Here is a 16626-nt window from a genome sequence, read left to right as displayed (position 1 = left end):
TTCTTATTTTATTACTCGCTAGTAGAATATTTTTTCTTAACAACTAAATAATTTACGACAATTAATATAAAAGTTGCAGCTAAAAATATAATTTCAGGATAGTTCATGAAAAGGCTGCCTTTGGTATCCCAAAAACCAAAAAGTCGAAATATAAGTATGAGTACTAAAATATAAACTAGCCAAACACAGGTTCTGGCTAAAATTTCAATGAATATTTTCTTTTGTCTTTTATTATATCGGCTATTGTTCTTGTTATTATCCACAGCTTCACTTGGTAAATACTTGCTTGTTATCACTGTCCAAATTGATGAAAATATCAAAATAGCAATGAAGAATAAAAGTAATTTCAAAATGGTATCTCCTTATTAATTAATCAACAATATAAGTATAATCCATTTTGTATTGCTTTTAAATATATTATCAATGAAATATTTATGGCAAAAAAATTATGTTAGTGTAGTGTTTGAAGAATTAAAAACTAAGGAGATGTATTGATGAAGAAAGAAGAGGATTTAGACACGGGTTTTATGATTTCTAGTTTTATAAATATCTTTCTTGTATTAATCATAGCTTTCGGTTCATCTTCATTAAGTATGCCATTATTAATTATATTAGTAATAATTACCATGCTAAATGCAGGTTACCTCGTTTATAAAGCTATGAACATAAGAAAAAAACACAATAATTAAGCTTACATATCATTATAAAAAAGGAGATATATTTATGATCATCACAATCTTCATTATAGTCTTGCTCGTTAATTTTCTAGAAGCATTGTATTTATTAACAAAGTGCTGGCATTTAAAGAAAAATAATGCGCCAGATAAAGAATACAAAAAAATGATTGATAAAGTGGCACCCATATTGAGTTGGACAATGATTATTTCGGTAATATTGTTAGTGGGCACATTTCTAGTTGGTTAGCTGAATTATAAATTTTATTTATAAGGTTCTATATGATGTAATTTATGATATAAATGTTAAAATGGATGTCCTTATACAAGTGTTTGTATAAGGACATTCTCAAGCTAAGGAGATTTATTAATATTGAACAAAGTGATAGATTATTTCACTAAAGCACTTTATTTTTGTTTAAACCTCTGTATTGCAATATTAGGAGTTATTTTAGTCGTATTTTTATTTCAAGAATGTTGGGGTATGATTTATACCTTTATAGAAAATAAAAATGTGAAGTATAATTATGTCGTAGAGAAAATGTTGATTGCTTTCATGCATATCGAATTCATACTTTTAATCATACAATATTTCAGAAAGAATTATCATTTCTCATTACAATTTTTTATTTACGTAGGAATTACGGCAGTGATTCGATTTATTATTGTAGAGCATTATAATGCAATTGAAACATTGCTTCTTGCAGTGACAATTGGTGTATTAATATTTTGCTTACACTTATTGAAACGCTATTCATTAGATTAAAAATTAAGACACAGATTTTGTGACTGAAATACTAATAAGCATTTAGAATGTAAAAAAAGGAGATTTATAATTGATAAATAAGGTAAAAAGCACATTAAGTAAATATGTAAAAAACGGTAAATTAGAGCAAGGCTTGTATAAAATAAGCGATACACTTAAAAAGAAAACTGGCAAAGATTATTCAAAATATGTTAGTAAAATAATGGATCAATTACGTAAAAGAGTATAATATAGCCTGGAACTAGAGTCATTTGAAACAATGGAGCACACCTAATAGAGTGTCTTCATTGTTTTTTTGTAGTGAATTTATGTTCTAAACGGTGATGTAATTAATGATTATATTAATGAAAGACGTAGTGCACACAGGTTTAACTGTAAATAAAATGAGTAGAGCAACACAATATATTCGTATCAAAGATTAAAAATTAAAATTAAATTAGAAATAGGGGTGTACAAAATGAGTATAACTCGTTATAATAGGTATTAAGTAATTTAGTTCGTGAAATTGATTTGTAGTTTTATTCTTTTGAATTTACTCCTTTTGATTTTTTAAGACAGATTACAAATATTAGTGCAAAAGCACATGGAGGAATTTAATATGAATAACGGTACAGTTAAATGGTTTAATGCAGAAAAAGGTTTTGGTTTCATCGAGGTTGAAGGTGGAAACGACGTATTCGTACACTTCTCAGCAATCACTCAAGAAGGCTACAAATCATTAGAAGAAGGCCAAGCTGTTGAATTCGAAATCGTTGAAGGCGACCGCGGTCCTCAAGCAGCTAACGTTGTTAAATTATAATAACGGCTAAAAGACGAGTATAACTCGTCTTTTTTTATGCCTAAATTTAAATTTCAAAATGATTAATGAAAGTATCAACGCGAAATCCCTTAATCTATCTAGATTAAGGGATTTTATTATGCAATATTATCTTGTTTTTTAAAACTTTTATTTCTAATTAAGATGAACAAGATATTAATGACACAGGCTAAGATACCAACCATAATGACATAATTTGATCCTAGTGTAGTGATAAATATACCACCAATAAATGTACCAATCGTTGTTCCTGAATTTACAGCTGATAAAAATATACCATTGGAAAGATCGGTGCATCAGGAGCAGATGAAGTAATTACATATTGTGTGATATTTGCGGAAATTCCGGCTAGTGTACCCCAAAAGATTGAAATGATAGCCATTGGTATAAGGAAAGATCCTAAGCCAAACATTGATACATATATAATAATTAACGCAAACGGTAATAGAAAAATTGCTGTTTGTGGAATAGAAGTTAATAGTTTTCCCGCAATAATATTTCCTAAAATGTTGGATATACCATATAGGAATAAAATTATGGATACATAGTGACTAGGCGCTTCTGTCACAATATTTAAGTAATCGGTTAAGTAACTGTAAACACCAAATATAGCAGCATTAAATAGTATAGAAACGAGGATAGATATCCATGTTAAAGGACGTTTTAATACACTAAGTTGTGTGCCGTAAGTCACAGATTTTTTTGTTGGCATTTTAGGTATAAAGATTAATGTTAAAATCAAAACGATTATATTAACCAGTGCAAAAAATGATAAAGCAATAGACAAGTTGAATTGAGTTGCTAAGAAATTAACGATAGGTACACCTACAACCATGCCTGAAGAAACACCAATAAATACACGAGCTACAGCCTTAGGTGCATCTTTAGAATTGACCGAATCAGACGCGACTGAAAAAGCTAAGGCGATATATACTGGGTGGAAAATGGCTGGAATTACTCTAGCGATTAATAAAACAGTAAAACTTGTAGTGAATACTGAAATGATATTACTAATAATAAAAATTAAAAGCACAATAATCATCACTTTTTTTCTTTCCAATTTAGATAATAATAAAGGCATAATTGGACCTGATATTGCTATGCCAATAGCAAAAATGGAAACGAGCCAACCAGCAGTTGAAGTGCTAACACCAAAACGTTCAGCAATTTGAGGTATTAATCCGATGAAACCCATCTCAGTATTTAAGATACCAAAAACACCAATAGTTAAAATGAGTATAATTAAGTTATTGTTTTTCACTATGTACCCCCTACAGAACTTTTATAATAAAAGTGTAAAGGGTATAAATAGTTATAACAAATACTTAATTGTAATTATTAGATATGCTTAAAACGCATAATGAGGAGAAATGTAATGGAATTAAAAACCCTATATTATTTTGTAACGATTGCAAAAGAAGAGAGTATAACACGTGCTGCTAACACATTGCACATTACGCAACCAACTTTATCTAGACAAATTAAAGATTTGGAAAGTGAACTAGGTGTAAAACTTTTTAAAAGAAGCAACCACAGTATCTATATTACAGATGAAGGGCTATTACTAAAAAAGAGAGCTGAAGAATTATTAGAAATGTCTCACCAAATACAGGATGAATTTAAATTTATTGATAAAAACATTGAAGGTAATGTCTATATAGGTTGTGGTGAAACTAAAGGGATGCAAGTAATAGCTAATGTTTTTAAAAATATTCAATCAGTGTATCCTAGTATTCATTTTCATATATATAGTGGTAATGCAGAAGATATTGAGAGTCGGTTAGATAAAGGATTGTTGGATTTTGGGATATTTATTCAACCAGCAAACTTAAATAAGTATAAAGCATTAAATTTACCGTCATTAGATCATTGGGGGTAGTAGCTAAAAGTGATAGTACCTTAGCACAGCAAACTTTTGTAACTAAGGAGGATTTATTAACGAAACCGTTAATTTGTTCCAGACAAGTTTTAGATACAACGATTTCTAAAAATGAATTTGCAGATTGGTTTGGTAGTAGTTTTGAAGCACTGAATATTGTAGGTACTTTCAATTTAGCATATAACGCTGGATTAATGGTCAAAGCTGGCATAGGGTATGTCATCACTTTGGATAGTATTATCAACACTTCTATTGAAAACAAACTTAGTTTTGTACCGCTAAAACCGAAATTAATAGCAAAACATAATATCGTATGGCGCAAAGACCATACTTTTTCTAAAGCAGCACAACTTTTTTTAGAAAAAGCGACGGAAATTTGCCAGTAATTTATAAGAATTAGAGCCAAATTATTTTTCGTTTAATTGGTGCATATATGTAAAGTGAATACGATTTTAAAGGAAATTATATGAAGAAAATTGAAATTCATATACAGAAAAAACGGGGATAAGGATGGTTTTGAAAAACAATTAAAACAAGATGCACTTGTTTGATATTAGAAGATGTAAGTCATTTCAAAAACAGAAAAGCACTTACTATCACGAATAACTTAAGATGCGTTATATGTAAACATTCCTTTTAAAAATTTATATTACAAGGAATGTTTTTTGAAGTTTAATATCGACTTGTAGTTGGAAATTAACCTAGTTTCTTACAACATCAATGCTTGTATTGATGATGAATAGAACAAGCAATGTAAGCGTAAATGCGCCTATAAATGCTGTGATTAAGAAATACATACCTGATGGTATTAATAAAGATGTGCCTATAAATGCACCTAAAACACCTGAAATCAGACTGACAATGACAGTGGGAATTGAGTTGCTCGTTAACCAAAGCGATAAACTGATGCCTACAATAGCACCTACGATTAGTGTAAGAATGATACTCATCAAAATCCCTCCAGTAGGTTATGATTTACGTCCAGTGTAACACTTATTTATAGACAATCTAGTATGAAGACTTGTAATATTACTGCATTTGTTAGTTAGATAAAACAATTGTACAACCGCTTTTGTAATGAAATGCTTGAGCCATTAGTGGTAATGTGATTAATAGGTTAAAGCTAAAAAGGGGAAAAGGAAATAGCTTTAATTATTTAGCGATATTATAAAAATTTTCTTGAAAGTTAAACTTTTAACATATAACTTTCGTATGTTTATTGTATACATATGTAAATATACATATAGGATAAGTATTTCTAGATACTGAATTTAAACTAAGGAGGGGACGGCATGATAGATGAAAATGATCTTTATAGATCAATAATCGATAAAAAGGACAGTGAGAGCTTAGAAATCCTATATGATCGATATGAGTCATTGTTATTTAATTTGGCTTACAAAATCACAAAAGATGTTCAATCTAGTGAAGAAGTTTTGCAAGATGTTTTCATGAAAATTTGGAATCAAAAAGCAATTTTCAAACCAAACAAAGGAAAAATGTCGACTTGGCTTATTACGTTATGCCGTAATAAATCTATAGATATGTTAAGAAAAAATAAGCATATTGAAAATGAGTTTGATGAGGATTTCCAAGGAATACAAAACAATAGTCTACCAGAATATGACTTATTGGATAAGGAAGTCTCTGAAGAAATTAAAAAAATGATTTCACTTTTAAATAAAGATCAACAAAAGATCATTTATTTGTTTTATTATAAAGGTTTGAGTCAGCAAGAAATTGCTGATAAATTACAAACTCCATTGGGAACTGTTAAGAGTAGAATGAGACTGTCAATTAAGCATTTGAACGATTATTCCAAAAAACATTTAAGAAGGGAGCGTGGAGAAGATGAAAGATAATAGAGTTGATAAGCTATATGATTATTTTAATGGCAATCTGAGCGAAAGTGAAAAAGAGCAAGTTGAAAAAGAATTAGATTTGTCATCTGAAAGCCATGAGACTTTAGACGACTTAAACGTTCTTCACGATTCACTTCCTTATAGTAATCAAGAAATTGAACCGCCAACAGGTATGAAGAAAAGAATTTTAACGTCGGTGCTAGATGAAGACAACAATTCAAACGAAGAAGCAGAAAAAGAACAGCAAGAAGATGAAATTGATACAACAAGTGCAAATAACAATCATGAAAATCAACAAATAGCGCATATTTCGAAACATAAGAAGAAAAAATCTAAAAGTGTTATTACCAAACGCGTATCGATAGGCGTTATAGTAGCGCTATTGTTCTTATCTATTATAGGTAATGGCGTGCAATACTTTGGATATAAGGAATCTCAAAATCAATCATCTTCCATGATTAATACGAATGATGCGAAACCAATAAATTTAAATTCTATGGCCAGAGATGAAGTGCAAGGGCAAGCCTATCTGTCTAAATCTAATGGTACGAAAGATAGAAAATTAATGGTTGAAGCCAATGATATTGAGCCAACAGAAGGTAATGAAGTTTATCAAGTATGGATATTAAAAGGCGAGCAAGCACACCCTGCAGGAACATTTGCGAGTGCGAATGATAAAGGCATGGTTGTTTTTGAGTTAAGTAATGTAGATGTTGATAAAGAAGATAAAATAGCAATTACACTAGAACCATCACCTAATAATAAACAACCTAAAGGACAAATGATTATGTCTAGTAATGAAATTTAACTTGGTTTTGATTTAAAAAATTATTTTGAAAGGATCACAGATTAATGTGATCCTTTTCTTTGATTTATACGTATACTTTATAATTACTTTTTTAATATGCATATTTAAGTATTATAAAATAAACGATAAATGTTGGGTGAATATAATGAAAATAACTGTTGAAGATATATTATTAACAATTGGAGAAAACATAGTTAAGAGTTCATTAAGCGTAAAAGTGAAGACAGATAAGATTTGTGAAAAAATTACGTCAATGTATCAAGATATTCAGCAAGACACAATATTTATGTTGAAGTGTTCGGATAATACGGTTTATTATGCGGAACGTGCAAATGAAATGAAACCATTGATTATGATTACAGATGCGAGTCCGTCTACTTTTAAAGATTTCGAATTTAATATGCCCATAATTTATATCAATGATTTTCCTAATGTAGCTAATCAATTAGTGAAGTTATACTATGGAGATGCCATTGACGCTTTAAATTTTATTGCAGTGACGGGTACAAACGGAAAAACAACAACCTGTCATATGATTGGAAATTTATTAACACAGTTAGGTGAAAAAGTAGCTATCATCGGTACGATGGGCGTGTTTGATAGTCATTATAACAAAATGAAATTTAACCATACGACGCAAACGACGCCGATGTATTTTGAAATGGGAGAAATCATAGATTATTTTTATCGTGAAAATTATGATTATGTAATTTATGAAGCAACTTCTATTGCTTTAGAACAAAGACGCATTGACTTCATTCAAAATGAGTTAGCAGTATTTACTAACTTTAGTCCGGAACATCTTGAATATCATGGCACAATGGAAAATTATTTAAATGCTAAGTTAAAGTTGGATAATCTAAGTAAATCGAATTTAGTGAATTGGGACATGACTGAATATAGATCTATAGCAAAAGATGATTTATATTTTTCAAATCAAGAAGAAACATATTACCAATATCATGCGGAAAATAGTCATATTGATATCATTATCGATGGAGCGAAGTATTGTGTTCATCCTACTTTTGAGGGTGGGCATAATTACATTAACCTAGCGACGAGTATGTTTGCATTGCATAAAATGGATTTCGATATCGAAGTTATTATTCAAGCAGCTCATGTGATTGAGTCACCTTTACATCGTTTTCAAATTATTGACATAGGTGCATATACGATTATTTTAGATTTTGCACATACAGCTTTAGCAGTTAGAGAATCAGTAAACAATGCTTTAAACTATACGGACAGTATTGGAAAAAAATTAAATACGATGATTACTGGTATAGGCTTAAGAGGTTTTGATAAAATCGCTTTGACTGTCGATGATCTTCCTGATGGTGTTCATAAGTTGATGCTGGCTGCAGAGCAAGTAGGGTATGTAGATCCTAAACTTATTATCAAATTTATGAATCAGCATTTACCTGATAGTTATAAAAAGAGTGTGGTTTTAAATGGATGCTCGAGAAAGGAAGGTATACGAGAGCTATTATATGCTACAGATAGCAATAATGAGGTCATCTTGCTTACTGGTATTAATGAACCGCAAAACTTTAAAGGTAGTAAGTATGACCATGATGATCAATCATATATAGAAGAAATACTACAAATGGATATAATTTAACTTAATTGGCAGTGGCTGAATGAATTGAAAATGCGCTTATACCAAGTCTTTAAAAAAACTACTATTGCATTTATGAAGACAAGTAATTATTATACAAAATCTTCAACGCTTGAGTTCCATTTTATAGTCGGCTTTGCCGAGGTGGGCTCATACGTCGAAATATTATTAGAAAAATTAGATTTCTATCTTGCTCCCTAACAATCATTTATCATATAAAACATAAAAATGTGCCAACAAAGTCGCTGACTTTGTTGGCATAGTAAAAGGACCTATAATCAGGTCCTTTTTTGTTACTATTTATTAACTTATCATTACTTTCATTAAATATCCTTGTTCGTCGAAGTGTGCTGTATACATGCCATTATTTGTTTCATAAGTCATATATGAGCCGTTTTCTGTTTGTCCTTCGTCAGACATATGGTTAGACATATGTGCTTCTTTGAACATTGCTTTGCTTACCGTATCGGCTTTAGTATCAAAAGTGATATTAACGACTTGGCCATCTTTATTCATATCAACCATTGTGTCATTCACTTTTTTACTTGTAGACACGTCTTTATCATTTGTTGCAGTGTTAACTTTGTACCCATCAATCATTACGTTATCGTATTTTAACGCTCTTACAAAATCATAATCTTGAGTGAAATGACCATCATATGTTGTGTAGCCAGTGTAATTATAATATGGAATCATAGTTTCTTCCATATTGCTGTTCATCATATTGCCTTGCATATCATTCATGCCTTGTTCCATTGGCATATCACTGTGATTCATATTACCTTGCATATCATTCATGTCTTGTTCCATTGGCATATCACTGTGATTCATATTGCCTTGCATATCATTCATGCCTTGTTCCATTGGTATGGCTTGTTGTTGCATATTGTTGTTCATGTTATTTTCTTGAGAATTCATTGTGTCCGCATGTGCAGTGTTATTTCCAATTACGCCATTTCCTGCTCCTAATAAAAAACCTGTAGCTGCGACTGTTGATGATAATACTAATAATTTTTTATTCATAAAGCTTCACCCCTATTTTTAGTTTTTAAAGTAATTCATGTTGTCTAACCTTAATTCTCATTAGATTTTAACTACCAAATTAAATCCAAAATAAGCTTACACAACTAGCCCCCTTTTTAATTTGACTCAATAAATATACGTTTTCTTTTTAGATAGAGTTCACATTTTAGAAATTTTCTTTGAATTATTTTTAAAACGCTATATTCATTCAATCTACTTACTGCTCTCAAATATTGTCATGGACTTTATAAAAAAACGGTTAATCATAACAAAAAGTTATAATTAACCGTTAAAGATATAAAATTCATTTAACTAAAGTAGTTCATTTACAAGATATATTATTCATAATAATTATAAAATGACTGCTACTTTTTTCCTAGTGAAGAATGCGATGGTAAATGTGCCGCTTCATTATAATTTAAAATTGTAGCTTGTTTATTCGTTAGTTTAAGGGTACTTAGACTGCCATTAGACAACCTTGGTGAATCAGTACTGATTTCTCCATTAGAATAGTAAGAAAATACTGCTTTAATAAATGCGCCATGAGAGACAATTAGAATTTTTTGATCTTTGTACTGTTCTATAACTGAGTTTATCCCATTAAGAAAGCGATCTGTTACGACGTGTGCTTGTTCTTTGTTTGGGTAAAGTCGATCGGGATATAACGCTGTACGTTCTTCTGTTGATAATCCCTCAGCATCGCCGAATGAAATTTCAATAAAGGCCTCCATTTCTATCAAAGGTATAGTGAGTTGTTGCTGAATAATTTCTGCTGTCTTTTTCGCTCTCGCTAATGGGCTCGTGATGATAATATCCCATTCTGAATGATTTAGAAATTTGCTGCATGCTTCGGCTTGTTTAACGCCTGTGTTATTTAATGGTACGTCTGTGCGACCTTGTAATTTCCCTGCTGTATTCCAGTCTGTTTCCCCGTGTCTAATAAAACAAATTTCCGTCATTGATATCAACCTTTATCATAGTTTTTTTTAATTCAAAATTATATTATTACCATTTACTCATATATAGATATGTATAAATGTGTCATGTATCTTATAGCTTAGTTTCTCATGTATCTATTCATTTTACAAAAGTAGTTCTATAATTAAAAATTTATCATCTTTAAATATATTTAGTATTGTAGTAACGTAATTAGCAATAGTATAAATAGGTCGCTATAATACTTTTTACTGGTTGGTAAATTGACTGCGATTATTTTAATAAAAGAAGCTATTTTAAAATGAATATAGTAACATTGAATGATATAGAGTATATAAGATTTTAAAATATGGTGAGTTAAAATTAAGTTATTGTAGAAAGGTGGGGTAAGATGTCGGAACTTTATCGTACACACAGAATTAATGAGCGTTGGGGCGTTATTATAGCTATTGTTTTTATAGCTTCGACATTAAGAGCGCCACTTACTTCTGTAGGTCCTGTAATCGAAGAGATTAAACAAGTGATGGAAATTGATAATAGTGTAGCGGGTATTTTAACTACTATACCACTGATTATTTTTGCGATTGTATCACCACTTGTCTCTAAAGTTACGTCACGCTTAACGATGTCGCGCACGATATTTTACTCTACGATATTATTGATTGTTGCGTTGTTTTTACGTATCGCTGGTGACTTTAATTTGTTTATTATTGGGACATTATTGCTGGGTATTGCCATTGCATTTGGGAATGTCGTCTTACCAAGTTATGTTAAATGGTATTTTCCAATGCAAATTGGATTAGCGACAGGTATTTATAGTGGGACGATGAATTTTACAGCTGGCTTAGGTGGGGGATTAAGTTTTCCATTATCCGAAATATCACCTATAGGATTTAGATTGTCATTATCTTTTTGGATTATCTTTGGTGTAATTGCGTTATTGTTGTGGATACCTAAAGCACGTACAGGTGCCAAATTGGAACAAGCGACAGTGGATCAGTCGAAACTAAAGACTTCAAAAAAAGTAAATATTGTAAAGTCTAAATTAGCGTGGATGGTCGCATTGACGATGGGATTTCAATCGATGGTGTTCTATACGATGGTTGCATGGGTGCCTTCAATTCTCATAGATAGAGGGTTAGAACCCACCACAGCAGGCTATTTATTGATGTTAAATCAATTCTCTCAAGTTCCTATGACTTTTATATTTCCAATTGTTGCTTCTAAGTTGAAAGATCAACGTATTTTAGTCGTGATTATTACAATATTATTCTTAATCGGATTTAGTCTGTTCTTTACACAATCACTCGTGCTATTGATTATTGGTATTGTGATTGCAGGTTTAGCTATGGGGGCATGTTTCAGTTTATGTATGACATTCTTCTCGATTCGTGCGAATACAAGTGAAGGCAGTATATCACTTTCAGGGTTTGGACAATCTGTCGGTTATTTAATTGCTGCAATTGGACCATTCCTAATTGGTTATCTGTATGATGCAACTGGAAGTTGGAATTCAGGTGTTGTCGCATTAATCATTATGTCCATTTTAATCTTTATTTTTGGCTATCCTGCTGCTAAAAATAAAGTGGTTGAAGATGAAACGTAATAAAATTCGGAAAATAAATGATAAAAAACGCGGTCGTTTGAGTTAAAAAAGCGACTGCGTTTTTATGTTAGCTTAAAAGAGAATTTTTAATGAAATTATTCATGTTCATGTATTGCTGTTTGTATTGCTTGAGCAAAGTCATACATTGCAAAGCTCCAATTACTTTGATCTTGCCTAGAATTCATAGTTAGGTCTTGGTTGTTAAAAAAGGATTGTCGTAATCCAGTCGTTAATTCTAACTGTACACCTGCATTTTGATTGTTTTTATTGACAATATTTTCGTCAGCTTCACCTTCTAAATGACTAGGGGATGTTTGTACATCGAAATCTTTAAGCTCTAATTGTTCTTCGATAGACGCTTTTAAAGCATCATCTTTACCACCAATATAAACGATAGGTGCATCGCCGTTTGCACCATGAATCATGACAGAATTTGATACTTGTTGTTGCATATCTTCTATAATAGGTTCATCAAAGTTAACTGAAGTTACATGTAAACTTGCGTTGTTCGTGGAACGTATACCTTGGAAGCTATAGTAATTATATGCCCCTTGGTAGCAGTTAGTTTTGCTACTTCACTAGTTCCAGGTTCGATATTACCTCCGTGTATTGCTGCAATAAGCGCGTTGCTCTGGTTGTTGTTATAAGTGATTTCCCAGTCGCTACCTTCTTCGGTGTCTTCCATAAGTTCAGTCATTGACGTGTATAAATCATTGGCATAAATCGCTTTAGGAGATAAAGTAAGGAAAAAACAAAATGTTAAAAAGCATATAGTGGAAAATGAAGTGATCTTTAAAAATGAGGTGACTCTTTGATTAGAACTATACATACGACAACTCCTATTGATATTAAATCATATTTTATAAATATAATAATAGCATACAATTGTAAATGCTATAAAACATTTATAAAATCAAAAATATATGTTAGGTTGTGAAAAGTAAAAGTTCATTGTACAATAATTGTTCATGCCCTCGGGCATGATAACTAGAGGCAGGTCTGTAACATGCCCTTGGGCATGTTAACAGACTTCCTCTTAGTTACGGGCTGCCTTTTGGCGGCTCGTTATTTTTTTTGAGTGTAAAATATGTTACAATTCAAATCCTGCCTCTTAAATAAAACAATGGAGGTTTACAATTATGATAAATATTATTTCGGCGATTGGCTCACTTGGTACATTTATAATGGCACTGTTTTACTTTATATCAGTCAGTGTGCAACTGTACCAAATGAAAATCAGTTTTTTACCGGCGCTCGGTTTTAATCAAATACTGATTACTAGAGACCATGATGAATTAAACTTAAGAAATATTGCTATTGATAGTGATGAAGACCAAGATTTTTTGAAATTATATAACTTGGGTGGCGGTGCTGCTAAAAATATAAAAATAGAAATCTATCTTGGTAATCAAGACATCTTGCAAACAAAATATGTTAATATTTTACCTAGTAAAGAAGGTTATTTGTTACCGATTAATAAAGACGTTTATTCGGAAATTGAAAATACAATTAAGAATAACGGTTATGAATCTGATTTAAATGTGAGAATAGCTTACCAGCATAATGTAAGTAGAAAAACACAAGAAATACATCTAAATGGTAAAATTGATACTTTTAATGCGTATGATGAAAAATCAATATATGAATTACAATTCTTTAACATGAACCAATAACTAAAAACTAAGAGAAGTCATAAATGTTAATAATTCATTAAAATACCCCCTTCAAAAGTAACACGAAAATGTGTTGGATTTTGAAAGGGGTATTTATTTTAAAAAAGTAATAGTTTATATGCTTTGTACGCATTATGAATTTGAATTACAATAAATGATGAAACTAAATTTTGGAGTGACAAAGATGATAAATGTTAAGGCGCCAAACCCAATATTTTTGGAAAATAATGAAGCGGAACGGGCTATATTATTATTACATTCATTCACGGGTACGGTGAGAGATGTAAAATTACTAGCCACTAAATTACATAAAGCGGGTTTTACATGTTATGTTCCTGCATACAAAGGTCATGGTTTAATGTTAGACACGTTGATGACCTATGATATTGAAGATTGGTGGCAAGATGTATTAGAGGGTTATCAATTTTTACAGGATAAAGGTTATTCAAGTATTGGTGTCTGTGGTATATCATTAGGTGGTATATTATCACTCAAATTGGCAGAGAATCAACCTATAGATGCGATAGCTATTATGTCTACACCATATCGAAAAAGTGATGCTGGTCTCTCTGGTAGATTGACTTATTATGGTCAACGTATGGGCGACTTGGTTGGTTTACAACAATCAGAGGTAGCGCAACAAATTGCGAATATTGAGCGCTATGCACCAGGACTTAATCAATTTCAAATCGTAGTTGAAGATGTGATGTCAAAATTAGATCAAATCACTGCACCCATTACTATCAAATTCGGTGAACAAGACGATGACGCTTATGCAACGAGTGCGCGTTATATCTATGATCGTATTACACATGAACAAAAAGAAGTGAAAGGTTATGGGCCATCCAAACATTTAATGACTTATGGTGAAGGTCATATAGAAGTAGAACAAGATGTTATTGCATTTTTCGAAGATTATTAACCTTTTAGCACGAAAAAGCTTTTAGGACACTAATGCTCCAGATAAAAAATGATGATTTCTACTGAAATATAGTAGAGATCATCATTTTTTTACCTATTTACAACAATGGGACAAAAAGCGAATTTAAATTTAGGCTTATATTCGCTTTCTTTTACCGTAATCTTATCTTGGAATAAATTTTAAGTTCTCCAAAATGTTGAACAATCGGCTTTATCATCAATGTTGAATTGAATTATATCTTTTAATAATCTGTAATCGACCTCTTGAGTCCATTTTATTCGAAATAGATTGTTCGTTTGTGAGTAACCAGCGGCATCAATACGTTCACTAAATTCAGTCATGCCTTTCGCTTCAGGTGCAATTGAAAAGTGTTGTTTTGCTTTACTAAAAGCGAGAATAAAAGTACCGTGATCTGTGAACATAGGCTGGTTCCATTTTATGGTTGTCTCAAGATTAGGAAAGGTTTCTGAAATCCAATTGAAAATCTCAGTCATTGTTTTTTTGTGTTTATCATTATCTATAGTTTGTAAAAATTCATTGAAATTATCCATGTAATATCCCATCCCCTTTTAAAAATATAACTAAAATAAATTTATTTGCATAATATCCATTTTAGCAAAGCTAATTATGACAAACCATCATAAAGCAAAATAAGAAAAGGCTATGACAGCGAAACCAATATTATCTCCAGCTCGCTTGTATAGAAACACAATGAATTTATAACGATTTTGCTGGTTTATTTTTTAAGAGAAAATCTATTATTAATCCAACGATAAGTAAGACTATAAATGGTATGAGCCAACTTAATTGAATATCAGAGAGTGGTAACACTTGATATAACGCATTCAGTGGTTGGAATAATTTGAAATCATTGAGTATCTGTAACACTGAAATAATTAAAGTCACGATAGTAGGAATGATAAAAGCAAATTTCATTTCAAATGGAATAAAAATACTTACTAATGAAATGAGTACCAATACAATCGACGTTGGATATATAAATGTTAACAAGGGCACTGCAATTTCTAATATCAGTTCTAAACCTAATGTTGAAACTAAAAAGCCTAATAATGAAAAGATAAGCACGAAAATTTTATATGATACTTTCGGTAATTTTTTCATCGCAAAGGCCGCACATGCATTTACTAATCCAACACAAGTAGTTAAGCAAGCCAATATAACGATGATGCCAAATAATAGGTTGCCAAATGAGCCAAATACACGTAACGAATTAAAAGTTAAAATTCCTGTGCCATCTTTAAAGCCAGCTTGAGTTGTTGTAGCACCTACATAAGCCAGTGCAAAATAGATGACTAATAGTAAAATAGCAGAGATCAAACCAGCTTTAATTACGTTTTTAACGAGTGTTTTTTGATCGGTAATGCCGTTCATTTTGAAGCTTTGCACAATCACAACAGAAAAGGCTAGCGCAGCCACAAGATCCATCGTGAAATACCCCTCTAAAATACCTGATACGAGTGGAGTTTGTGCATAATCACCACTTGGTTGGCCAATTGAACCTTCTGGATTTATGATTACTAGAATACATAAAATAGCTATAATAAATATTAAAATAGGTGTAAGGTATTTACCTAAATTATCTATAATACGATTTGGATATAATGCGATAAAATAAACAATTAGGAAAAATATTATTGAAAATACGATTAATGTAACATGATTATGTACTGGTAAAACATGATTTGTTCCAATTTCGTACGCAACATTTGCAGCACGTGGGATACCATATAATGCACCGATAGATAAATAAATAAAGATAGCAAAGATTGTCCCAAAAATAGGGTGGACTTTGTTACCAATACTTTCAACGCCGCCATTCATATAAGCTACGACGATTACTGTAAGATAAGGCAATAAGATGCCTGTTATAGCGAATCCAGTCATAGAAACCCACATATTTTCTTGAGCTGTATAACCTAACATAGGTGGAAATATTAAATTTCCGGCTCCAAAGAAAAATGAGAATAACATTAGACCAGAAATTAAGATGAGTCTGTTCATTTCTAATACCTCGATTTAAA

The 16626-nt window shown here is 31.3% G+C and carries 19 protein-coding genes and 2 pseudogenes; 12 read left to right on the top strand and 9 right to left on the bottom strand.

The features are described 5' to 3' along the window. Positions 1 to 11: 11 nt before the first annotated feature. Positions 12 to 350, bottom strand: a complete 339-nt coding sequence (locus tag AOB58_RS08010) for a hypothetical protein (RefSeq protein ID WP_021339656.1) — start codon at positions 348 to 350, stop codon at positions 12 to 14. 144 nt (positions 351 to 494) lie between these two features. Between AOB58_RS08010 and AOB58_RS08005 the strand changes: the two genes are divergently transcribed. The 5 genes from AOB58_RS08005 to cspD all read left to right on the top strand — a co-directional run bounded on the left by AOB58_RS08005 (position 495) and on the right by cspD (position 2239). Beyond that, positions 495 to 689 (top strand): hypothetical protein, encoded by a 195-nt coding sequence (locus tag AOB58_RS08005; RefSeq protein WP_021339657.1) that lies wholly within the window; start codon positions 495 to 497, stop codon positions 687 to 689. A gap of 34 nt (positions 690 to 723) precedes the next feature. After that, entirely contained in the window at positions 724 to 924 is a 201-nt protein-coding gene (locus AOB58_RS08000; protein ID WP_002512023.1) for a hypothetical protein, read from the top strand. 132 nt (positions 925 to 1056) lie between these two features. Continuing rightward, complete coding sequence (locus AOB58_RS07995) at positions 1057 to 1440, top strand: phosphate-starvation-inducible PsiE family protein (protein ID WP_230456613.1); 384 nt, start codon at positions 1057 to 1059, stop codon at positions 1438 to 1440. A 70-nt stretch (positions 1441 to 1510) separates the two neighbouring features. Continuing rightward, positions 1511 to 1669, top strand: coding sequence for an Rv0909 family putative TA system antitoxin (locus AOB58_RS13640; RefSeq protein WP_021339658.1), 159 nt, complete (start codon positions 1511 to 1513; stop codon positions 1667 to 1669). Positions 1670 to 2038: 369 nt separating this feature from the next. Beyond that, positions 2039 to 2239, top strand: coding sequence for a cold-shock protein CspD (cspD, locus tag AOB58_RS07990; RefSeq protein WP_002506017.1), 201 nt, complete (start codon positions 2039 to 2041; stop codon positions 2237 to 2239). Positions 2240 to 2355: 116 nt separating this feature from the next. Here cspD and AOB58_RS07985 read toward each other — a convergent pair. Beyond that, positions 2356 to 3518: pseudogene (locus AOB58_RS07985) on the bottom strand (MFS transporter). A 114-nt stretch (positions 3519 to 3632) separates the two neighbouring features. Between AOB58_RS07985 and AOB58_RS07980 the strand changes: the two are divergent. Further along, positions 3633 to 4522, top strand: a pseudogene (locus tag AOB58_RS07980) (LysR family transcriptional regulator). A gap of 315 nt (positions 4523 to 4837) precedes the next feature. On the opposite strand, the gene AOB58_RS07975 reads toward AOB58_RS07980, so the two are convergent. Then, positions 4838 to 5086 carry a hypothetical protein gene (locus AOB58_RS07975; protein WP_002506014.1) on the bottom strand — a complete coding sequence of 83 codons (249 nt, stop codon included), beginning with the start codon at positions 5084 to 5086 and terminating at the stop codon, positions 4838 to 4840. A 342-nt stretch (positions 5087 to 5428) separates the two neighbouring features. Between AOB58_RS07975 and AOB58_RS07970 the strand changes: the two genes are divergently transcribed. The 3 genes from AOB58_RS07970 to AOB58_RS07960 all read left to right on the top strand — a co-directional run bounded on the left by AOB58_RS07970 (position 5429) and on the right by AOB58_RS07960 (position 8427). Beyond that, on the top strand, positions 5429 to 5998 hold the full coding sequence (locus AOB58_RS07970; protein ID WP_002506013.1) for an RNA polymerase sigma factor: 570 nt from the start codon (positions 5429 to 5431) through the stop codon (positions 5996 to 5998). Then, a complete protein-coding gene (locus tag AOB58_RS07965; protein WP_064783222.1) occupies positions 5988 to 6806 on the top strand; it encodes an anti-sigma factor in 819 nt (272 codons plus the stop codon). The genes AOB58_RS07970 and AOB58_RS07965 overlap by 11 nt, the downstream gene beginning before the upstream one ends. A gap of 145 nt (positions 6807 to 6951) precedes the next feature. Continuing rightward, entirely contained in the window at positions 6952 to 8427 is a 1476-nt protein-coding gene (locus AOB58_RS07960; RefSeq protein WP_021339662.1) for a Mur ligase family protein, read from the top strand. A gap of 300 nt (positions 8428 to 8727) precedes the next feature. Here the strand turns inward: AOB58_RS07960 and isaB are convergent, their stop codons facing one another. Both isaB and AOB58_RS07950 read right to left on the bottom strand, forming a co-directional pair. Beyond that, positions 8728 to 9447, bottom strand: coding sequence for an immunodominant staphylococcal antigen IsaB family protein (isaB, locus tag AOB58_RS07955; protein ID WP_064783220.1), 720 nt, complete (start codon positions 9445 to 9447; stop codon positions 8728 to 8730). Between the two features lie 365 nt (positions 9448 to 9812). After that, on the bottom strand, positions 9813 to 10406 hold the full coding sequence (locus AOB58_RS07950; protein ID WP_021339664.1) for a histidine phosphatase family protein: 594 nt from the start codon (positions 10404 to 10406) through the stop codon (positions 9813 to 9815). A 368-nt stretch (positions 10407 to 10774) separates the two neighbouring features. Between AOB58_RS07950 and AOB58_RS07945 the strand changes: the two genes are divergently transcribed. Continuing rightward, positions 10775 to 11989: a CynX/NimT family MFS transporter gene (locus AOB58_RS07945; RefSeq protein ID WP_021339665.1), complete on the top strand. Its 1215-nt coding sequence runs from the start codon at positions 10775 to 10777 to the stop codon at positions 11987 to 11989. Between the two features lie 95 nt (positions 11990 to 12084). On the opposite strand, the gene AOB58_RS07940 is transcribed toward AOB58_RS07945, so the two are convergent. Then, the gene (locus AOB58_RS07940; protein WP_250636773.1) at positions 12085 to 12510 is read right to left on the bottom strand and encodes a poly-gamma-glutamate hydrolase family protein; all 426 of its coding nucleotides are present in this window, start codon (positions 12508 to 12510) and stop codon (positions 12085 to 12087) included. Beyond that, positions 12477 to 12818 carry a poly-gamma-glutamate hydrolase family protein gene (locus AOB58_RS13930; protein WP_250636769.1) on the bottom strand — a complete coding sequence of 114 codons (342 nt, stop codon included), beginning with the start codon at positions 12816 to 12818 and terminating at the stop codon, positions 12477 to 12479. Before AOB58_RS13930 ends, AOB58_RS07940 begins: the two co-directional genes overlap by 34 nt. Before the next feature lie 310 nt (positions 12819 to 13128). Here AOB58_RS13930 and AOB58_RS07935 point away from each other — a divergent pair, with 310 nt between their 5' ends. Together AOB58_RS07935 and AOB58_RS07930 are read left to right on the top strand one after the other, a co-directional pair. Continuing rightward, positions 13129 to 13662, top strand: a complete 534-nt coding sequence (locus AOB58_RS07935; protein ID WP_064783218.1) for a hypothetical protein — start codon at positions 13129 to 13131, stop codon at positions 13660 to 13662. A gap of 184 nt (positions 13663 to 13846) precedes the next feature. Continuing rightward, the gene (locus AOB58_RS07930) at positions 13847 to 14584 is read left to right on the top strand and encodes an alpha/beta hydrolase (RefSeq protein WP_064783216.1); all 738 of its coding nucleotides are present in this window, start codon (positions 13847 to 13849) and stop codon (positions 14582 to 14584) included. A gap of 179 nt (positions 14585 to 14763) precedes the next feature. On the opposite strand, the gene AOB58_RS07925 is transcribed toward AOB58_RS07930, so the two are convergent. Both AOB58_RS07925 and brnQ read right to left on the bottom strand, forming a co-directional pair. Continuing rightward, a complete protein-coding gene (locus AOB58_RS07925) occupies positions 14764 to 15135 on the bottom strand; it encodes an iron chaperone (RefSeq protein WP_002512033.1) in 372 nt (123 codons plus the stop codon). A 166-nt stretch (positions 15136 to 15301) separates the two neighbouring features. Beyond that, positions 15302 to 16606, bottom strand: a complete 1305-nt coding sequence (brnQ, locus tag AOB58_RS07920) for a branched-chain amino acid transport system II carrier protein (RefSeq protein ID WP_021339667.1) — start codon at positions 16604 to 16606, stop codon at positions 15302 to 15304. Between the last annotated feature and the right edge of the window lie 20 nt (positions 16607 to 16626).

The sequence above is a fragment of the Staphylococcus sp. AntiMn-1 genome (assembly GCF_001663395.1).
Classification (GTDB): domain Bacteria; phylum Bacillota; class Bacilli; order Staphylococcales; family Staphylococcaceae; genus Staphylococcus; species Staphylococcus equorum.
The sequence above is the reverse complement of the archived record's forward strand: the minus strand, read 5'-3'. Positions and strand labels throughout refer to the sequence as shown.